Below are 1,140 nucleotides of genomic sequence, written 5' to 3'. Positions count from 1 at the left end.
GATTTTGGAGACGTGATTGCTTTCAAGCCACTCTCAAAGCATTTCGACCCGTCGAAACGCCACATCCGCGATGAATAAGACCAAGCCAGCCATCAGTAGCCATGGCCAGATTGGGACCGGGTCACGTGCTGTGCGGTCGTCGTCTTCCGTGATGGAATTTGCCGGGGCGTCATAGCGTCCACCGCTTACCGAAGCGATTTGACGAAGCAATTCGTCGCCGCGTGGCAGCAATCGTAACTCGTCGGGGTAACCAACGGCGATTCCTCGAGAGCTTCGTTGGCTGGTCCCGTCCATCCGGTTGGTCGCGATGTCAAAGTGGTACGCTCCGCGACGAAGCGTTTCCACCGAGGCCTCATAGCGACCCGGCGCGGTTTGTCGCATGGCGATCTTTTCGTTCTTCAATCGTGGATCGATCACCGTCAATCGAGTATCGGCTTCGTCGATGAATCGTCCGTTGTCATCGACCGCGTCCATCACCACGCGAGTCCGATTGCCGTCTCGTTCGACTTCCACAAACACGCCTCGATTGTCGTCTTTGCGCATCGCATGCCGAATGATTTGGGCCCAAAAGGTTCCAAAGTCTGGCCAGGTCATCCATTCGCCCGCCCATCGATTTTTCGCGTCGCTGGTGAAAGCGACCGACATACCCAAACCGTATCGCCACCATACAAGCAGCGGGTCACCCGACTCGCTAGCCAAGATGAACTCCGCAGTAGGTTTCGGACGCGTCACAACGTAGCCGAGTAACAGTGGCGAAAGGTCCAATTCGATTCCATCGAGCACCGATGTGGGACGTACCAATTGTGGGACAAATGGCAGTTCGTTGATCGCGGATTTGCTGGCTTCGACGGTTTCCTTCGCAAAGACTTGAGGAACTGATTGAGGATCGTCGCAGAAGTAGTAGCGACCTCCGCCAATCTGAGCGAGCTCTTCCAGCAGGTCTTCGCTCGAACCCTGCCCCAGCGCAACGGTCGAGAGTGTGATTCGCGACGCGGACATGTCGCCGGCAACACCTTGGAAGTCGCCCGGTGACGAGACTCCATCGGTCATCAGGATCACATGCTTCAGTTTGGCTGTGGCACCAATCAACGCTTCGTAAGCGTCGGCCATTGCAGGGTACATGTTTGTGCCACCGGATGC

At 56.5% G+C, this 1,140-nt stretch carries 1 protein-coding gene; it reads right to left on the bottom strand.

Annotation, left to right across the window (positions count from 1 at the left end; translation table 11 throughout):
• Positions 1-33: 33 nt before the first annotated feature.
• A partial coding sequence (locus B2R17_RS17500; RefSeq protein ID WP_286764997.1) for a VWA domain-containing protein occupies positions 34-1,140 on the bottom strand: 1,107 nt, incomplete at its 5' end.

This window comes from Rhodopirellula sp. UBA1907 (genome assembly GCF_002337565.1).
Classification (GTDB): Bacteria; Planctomycetota; Planctomycetia; order Pirellulales; family Pirellulaceae; genus Rhodopirellula; species Rhodopirellula europaea.
Note: the sequence above shows the minus strand (reverse complement) of the source record. Positions and strands in the feature narration are given on the sequence as shown.